Genomic DNA, 5,755 nt, shown 5'->3' with positions numbered 1-5,755 from the left:
ACCGATGCCACTGGACGCACCCGTGACCACGACGACCGAGTCCTTCACCCGCATACCGGGGCAGTTCCCGACCTGGGGACGGCGAAACGCCCGCCCAGCGGCCGGACAGCGCGGCTCCACGCCGCCGGCTCGGAGACCGGGACGCGCGGTGCTGACAAAGGACGGTGTTGGCCAGGCATGGAGACAGGCCGGCTCAACTCTTCACCTGCCTGCCCCGCGCCGGCACTAACCGCGCAGCCCTGCTGCTGGCCGAGATCGGCGACTGCCTCGCCCGCTTCCCTGACGACGCAGCGCTGGCCGGCGCCGGAGTCGCTCCCTCCACGCGGGCCAGCGGCGACCGACATCACGTCGCCTTCCGGCATTCCTGTGACAAGAAGCTGCGGGAAGCCTTGATCGACTTCGCCATCGACAGCCGCCAGGCCAGCCCCTGGGCCGCCGACATCTATCAGCGAGCCTGCGAGCGAGGCGCCCGCCACCCCCACGCCGTTCGCATCCTCGCCCGAGCCTGGTGCCGGATCATCTGGCGCTGCTGGGTCGGCGGCACCGCCTACGACCCCGTCCGTCATGGCGGCCTACAACAACTCTTGGCCGCCGCTGGTTGACACAGGGTTCTCAGGCGCCGACGGAGAACACGGCCTGGATGGTGGAGCGGCGGCGCTCCGCGAGCTCGGTCATCAGCACTGGGCCGTCCTGAAACGGGACGATGTCGGTGACCAGGCCGCGGCGCACGAGCTCGCCGCAGTCGCTGAGCAGAGCCAGCGTCTCGGCTGAGAGGCGCCGCCGGTCCCAGTGGTCGGCCAGGCCGCGGGGCACCCGACCGATCTGGGCGCACCGGATGGTGAGCCCCTTGTGGTGGAACTCCTCGCCGAGCCGGAGCTCCGGAGCGCCCCCCTGGTAGAACGCCAGGTCGATGACGGTCCCCTGCGGGCGCAGCGCCCGCAGGGCGGTGGCCAGCATCGCGGCCTGACCGCGGCACTGGAACACCACGTCGGCGCCGGCATCGGCAGGGCCGTGCTGCCAGCGGAGGTGCTCCAGGTCCAGACCGCTTCCGGGTGGTCGTCGAAGATGGGGGTCAGACCGAGTACTCGGGCAGCGGCGAGCCGGTCGGGGTCGGGGTCCGCAAGGGCGACCTCCGCCGCGCCGTGCACGCGGGCGAACAGGCCGGTGAGCAGCCCGACGACGCCCCCGCCGATCACCAGCACGTGCTGGTCCCGCACGCCGTGTGCGAGGTCCACGTCCTGCCCGCGCCTGGGCGAGCTCGGCTGCGGCGTGCAGCAGTCCGTTGGCGCAGATGGGGCCCATCTGAGCCACGTAGATCCCCAGCAGGGGATCCAGGGACGGCGGCAGGACCGTGACGACGCTCCGCCGCGGGTCGACGACGTGCCCCGTGCGGTGGCCGTAGTTGAGCGCGACGAGGTCTCCCTCGGCGACGGCGTCTGAACGGCTCTGGGTGACGCGAGCGGCCTCCATGTAGCCCAGGACGTCGACCGGGTACGCTCGCGCGGGCAGCCCTCGACGAACACCCCGCGCTCGGCGTCCCAGGAGGAGTGCAGGTAGGGGTTGGTGCCCTTGAGGTAGGTCAGCTCGGTGCCGGCCGACAGGCCGGTGTAGAGCGTGTCGACGCGGAACTCACCGTCGGCCGGAGGCTCCTCCTCGTACGAGAACAGGGCGGCCCGGCCCGGCGCGGCGACACCGATGGTCCGGACGGTGCGGCGGTCAGCCACCGAGCCGGTCTTTCTCGACGGCGCGGACGGGAGGCCGGCTCACTTCGGGGCTTCCCCGGGAGACGGCGTCTGCTCCGCCAGGAAGCCGTCGACCTGCAGCGGGATCCCGCCGTCGCGCGCGGAGCGGTCGGCGGCGCACACCACGGCGTGCGTGCGCAGGGCGTCCTCGTAGGTGACCGGCACGTCCCCGCCGGTCCGCAACGCGTCGAGGAAGGCGCGGTCCTCGCGCGCGATCGGGTTCTCGTCGGTCTGGACGACCTGTTCGCCGCTGTCGTCGGCGATCCGCAGCGTGTGGTCGTAGAGACCGACCTCGCTGATGTCGACGAGCCGTCCCGGCGCGACCAGGCGGAGCCCGACCTGCCGGCGACGGTCGAGCACGCAGCTCGACGAGATCGTCCCGATCGCGCCGGAGCGGAAACTCAGCAGCACCGCGGACGCGGTCGGTACGTCGGCAGCCGGCCACGCCTCCCGTGCCACGGTGGCCTCCAAGGCCTGCACCCTGTCAACCTCCCCCACGAGCAGCCGGGCCAGGTCGACCAGGTGAGTGGTCTGCTCGACCAGCTGCCCTCCGGAGCTGCTGCGCTGCGACCACCACGGCGCGGCCGGTGTGCGGTCCAGCCAGGCGCCGGTCACCAGCTGCGCCGGCGTGTCCCTCAGCAGTCGCGCTGCCTGCTCCACCACGTCGAGCGAGCGCCAGTGGTAGCCGACACAGGTCAGCAGGCCGGTGTCGCGGATCCGCGCGGCCAGCTGCGCCGCCGTCGGGAGGTCCATCGCCAACGGCTTCTCGACGAACAGCGGCAGGCGCCGGTCGATCGCGGCGTCCTCCACCGGCCCATGCGCGAAGGGCGGCACGCAGACCCACACTGCGTCGAGCTCCTCGGTCTCGAGCATTCTCAACCCGTCGTCGTACGCCCGGGCCTGATATCGCTGTGCGACGTCCTCGGCCCGGTCCCGTGCGGCGTCGGCCACGGCGACGATGTCCACGTCGGGGAATCCAGCCAGCGCGGCCAGGTGCTGGCCGGCGATGAACCCGGTACCCACGCAGCCCACCCGCAACCGGCTCACCGAGTCGCCCCGACCGCCGCCACGCCGTGCCGCACCCGCACGTTGACCGCGGCGCTCTCTGCGGCCAGGCGAGGGCTGGTCAAGAACTCCTGGCAGTGCTGCCGGCCCGCCCGGCTGTACTGGTGCCGCAGGTCAGGGTCGGTGAGCAGCCGGTCCAGCGCCGCGGGGTCGCTGTTCGGTCCGATCCGCGCACAGGTGTCGGGCTGCGCCTGCAAAACCGCGATCCGATGGTCCACCGGCCCGATTGCCCGGAAGGACGACACCCGGTGCGTCGGGCTGGCCAACAGCCACGGCAGGTGTTGCCTCTGGAGCACGGCGAGAACGCCGGCGCGGCGGGCGGCGCGGGCTCCGTCGAACTTCTTCCAGCCCGTACCGTCGTGGACGTGTAAGAGATTCACCGCGTGCCCGTGAGGAAGCCGACGATGCGGTCGCAGAACCAGGGATCGCGCGGCCGCGTGAACGGGAGAGTTTCACCTCCAGGGCAGCCGCCCGGTCCGGCAGCCGCTTCCCAGACACTGCTCTGGCCATCGCCGACACGTAGGCCTGCCCGACCCACTCCGCGACGGGTATGCAGACATACCTTTCGGCGGCATGAGGTCGCCCGAACCCGCAGGGGTGGTCGACGCATGGGAGCGTGCACGGCGCCGAGGGCACGCGAGCACGGAGCCGTCGAGCCAGCTGTGCTGGCCGGTCGAACCAGGACAGGCGTCGACACGAGTGACCTCCAGAGGCTCTACGGTGCGGCGGGCGCGGTGTGCCCCGCGGCGCTGCGGCCAAACGCCGCGTGATCCATTCAGGCGTCGTATGCGCGCCCGGTAGGACCACGAGAGCGCCCCCGTGGTTGTCGCTGGCCACCCAGTCTCGGTGCAGCGCTGGTGCCGACAGATCTCCGAGTTCGACGTTCGACGTGCTGGTGCACTTCCTGACCCGGCAGCCTGACGGCCGTGGCCTGCCCACCGCCGGCCCCGCGGTGACACTCGATGCGGGCGATGTGTCGGTTCGTGCTTGGCCGGAACCGCCGACGGGCCAGGACAGTGCCGGCAGCTCTGTCGGTTCGAGATGGGTAGCGCATGTGTGTTCGGCTCGGGCCTGCGCTTCGTTCCACCAACCCAGAGGACCGCGAATGACCGTGTCCCGGAGAGCCTCTAGCGTCTCGGACATGGGCCACACCCGACCCCGAATGGGGAGCGCCCCTCGGAGACAGACGGCAGCGTGGCGCCTGCACCTGCATCGGTTCGCGTCGAGGGCAGTGGAGCGGTGTGTGCGCAGCCCACGTCGAGACCACCAAGAACGAGACGGATACGGCCGGGTCGTCATCCTGTTGTTCCATGCCTACGGCATCGGTGGCGCCATCCGCTCCGTGTTCAACCTCGCCGAGGAGCTGGCCCGCACGCGGATGTTGAGATCGTCTCGGTGCTGCGCGAGTGGGACGAGGCACTCCTGCCCCTGCCCCCCGGCGTGGCCGTCACAGCTCTGGACGACCGGCGGAGGTCGGCTCGCCGCAGCCTGCTAGGTCGGGCCTTGTCGACGGTGCCGTCGGTGCTGATCCACCCCGACGACGACTTCTACCGCTCCTTCACGCTCTGGACGGACGTCCTGCTGCTGCGCCGCGTGCGAGCAGCGCGCTCCGGTGTCCTGTTGACCACGCGGCCCTCGTTCAGCGCGTTGGCCGCCCAGGTGGCTCGCAGGAACGTCGTGCTCGTGGCGCAGGAACACACGCACCTCGACGCGCTCTCCGGTGAGATGCCGGCAGAGATAGCACGCACCTACGGAGGGCTGGAGGCGGTTGTTCTCCTGACCGAGCGGGACCGCGAGAACTATGCCGCGATGCTCCCGGGCAAGAGCACCACGGTTCTCGCCATCCCGAACGCCGTACCGCGACTGCCCGGCGCGCCACTGCCGGCGCACGACCGGCGACGTGCGGTGATCGCGGCCGGGCGCCTCACCGCGCAGAAGGGCTTCGACCTGCTCATCTCAGCGTTCGCGCTCGTGACCGCCGAGTACCCCGACTGGGTGCTCGAGATCTACGGGGCCGGGCCGGAGGGGCCAGCGCTGTCGGAGCAGATCGAGCAGGCCGGGCTCTCGCGTGTCGTCACCATGGCCGGCGCCACCAGGTGTCTGAGCGAGGTGATGGCGGAGACCGCGGTCTTCGCCCTCAGCTCGCGCTACGAAGGCCTACCGATGGTGCTGCTCGAGGCCATGGACAAGCACATGGCAGTGGTCGCCTACGACTGCCCAACGGGTCCCCGTGAACTCGTCACCGACGGTGTGGACGGATTGCTGGTCGCACCCGAGGACGTCGAAGCGCTCGCAGCGGGACTACGCCGAGTCATGGGCGACGTGTCGCTACGAGCTCGGCTAGGGGCCGGAGCTGGCGTGAAAGCGCGTCACTACGACCTGACCGACATCGGTACGCAGTGGACGCAGCTGCTCGATCGCCTCAGCGACTGACAACGTGTCGAGAAAGGGTTCAGGAAGCTCGTGCTGGCTGCCAGGGACGGCGGCCGGGAGCCGGTGCAAGGCGGCGGGCCATCAGCCCGATCATGGCCCACTTGATCATCGCTTCGGAGTGGGCGGGCAGCCGTTCGTAGTCCCGGCTCATCCGGCGATGGCCGGTGATCCAGGCGTGCGTGCGCTCGACCACCCAGCGGCGCGGCAGCGGCACGAAGCCCTGCTGGCCGACCAGCTTGGCCACCACCTGCACCAGGATGCGCAGCGCCTTCGAGGCGAAGTCCTGGGTGCGGCGGCTGTAGGCGGCATCGGCCCAGACCAGCACCAGGGAGGGCATGGCCATCTTGGCCCGGTCCAGCACCCGGATGCCGCCGTCGCGGTCTTGCACGCTGGCCGCGGTCACCAGCACGACGATGAGCAGCCCCAGGGTGTCGACCACCAGATGCCGCTTGCGGCCGTTGACCTTCTTGCCGGCGTCATAGCCGCGCGAGCCCTTGCCGACCGTCGACGCGCCG

At 71.1% G+C, this 5,755-nt stretch carries 6 protein-coding genes; 2 read left to right on the top strand and 4 right to left on the bottom strand.

All coding sequences use genetic code 11. From position 1 onward, the window contains the following. The first annotated feature begins 164 nt into the window (after window positions 1-164). Complete coding sequence (locus tag CNO22_RS25285) at window positions 165-602, top strand: transposase (protein WP_100502007.1); 438 nt, start codon at window positions 165-167, stop codon at window positions 600-602. A gap of 10 nt (window positions 603-612) precedes the next feature. Here the strand turns inward: CNO22_RS25285 and CNO22_RS29495 are convergent, their stop codons facing one another. The 3 genes from CNO22_RS29495 to CNO22_RS25270 all read right to left on the bottom strand — a co-directional run bounded on the left by CNO22_RS29495 (window position 613) and on the right by CNO22_RS25270 (window position 3,187). Next, entirely contained in the window at window positions 613-957 is a 345-nt protein-coding gene (locus CNO22_RS29495; RefSeq protein ID WP_232807345.1) for an MDR/zinc-dependent alcohol dehydrogenase-like family protein, read from the bottom strand. A gap of 806 nt (window positions 958-1,763) precedes the next feature. Then, on the bottom strand, window positions 1,764-2,789 hold the full coding sequence (locus tag CNO22_RS25275; protein ID WP_269799638.1) for a Gfo/Idh/MocA family protein: 1,026 nt from the start codon (window positions 2,787-2,789) through the stop codon (window positions 1,764-1,766). After that, window positions 2,786-3,187, bottom strand: coding sequence for a hypothetical protein (locus tag CNO22_RS25270; RefSeq protein ID WP_100502005.1), 402 nt, complete (start codon window positions 3,185-3,187; stop codon window positions 2,786-2,788). The genes CNO22_RS25275 and CNO22_RS25270 overlap by 4 nt, the downstream gene beginning before the upstream one ends. A 1,141-nt stretch (window positions 3,188-4,328) precedes the next feature. Between CNO22_RS25270 and CNO22_RS25265 the strand changes: the two genes are divergently transcribed. Then, window positions 4,329-5,240 carry a glycosyltransferase gene (locus CNO22_RS25265; RefSeq protein ID WP_157937119.1) on the top strand — a complete coding sequence of 304 codons (912 nt, stop codon included), beginning with the start codon at window positions 4,329-4,331 and terminating at the stop codon, window positions 5,238-5,240. 19 nt (window positions 5,241-5,259) lie between these two features. On the opposite strand, the gene CNO22_RS25260 is transcribed toward CNO22_RS25265, so the two are convergent. Beyond that, window positions 5,260-5,755 (bottom strand): transposase (locus CNO22_RS25260; RefSeq protein ID WP_157936980.1); only part of this gene is annotated, 496 nt, incomplete at its 5' end.

The sequence above is a fragment of the Geodermatophilus chilensis genome, from assembly GCF_002802985.1.
Taxonomy (GTDB): domain Bacteria; phylum Actinomycetota; class Actinomycetes; order Mycobacteriales; family Geodermatophilaceae; genus Geodermatophilus; species Geodermatophilus chilensis.
Note: the sequence above shows the minus strand (reverse complement) of the source record. Positions and strands in the feature narration are given on the sequence as shown.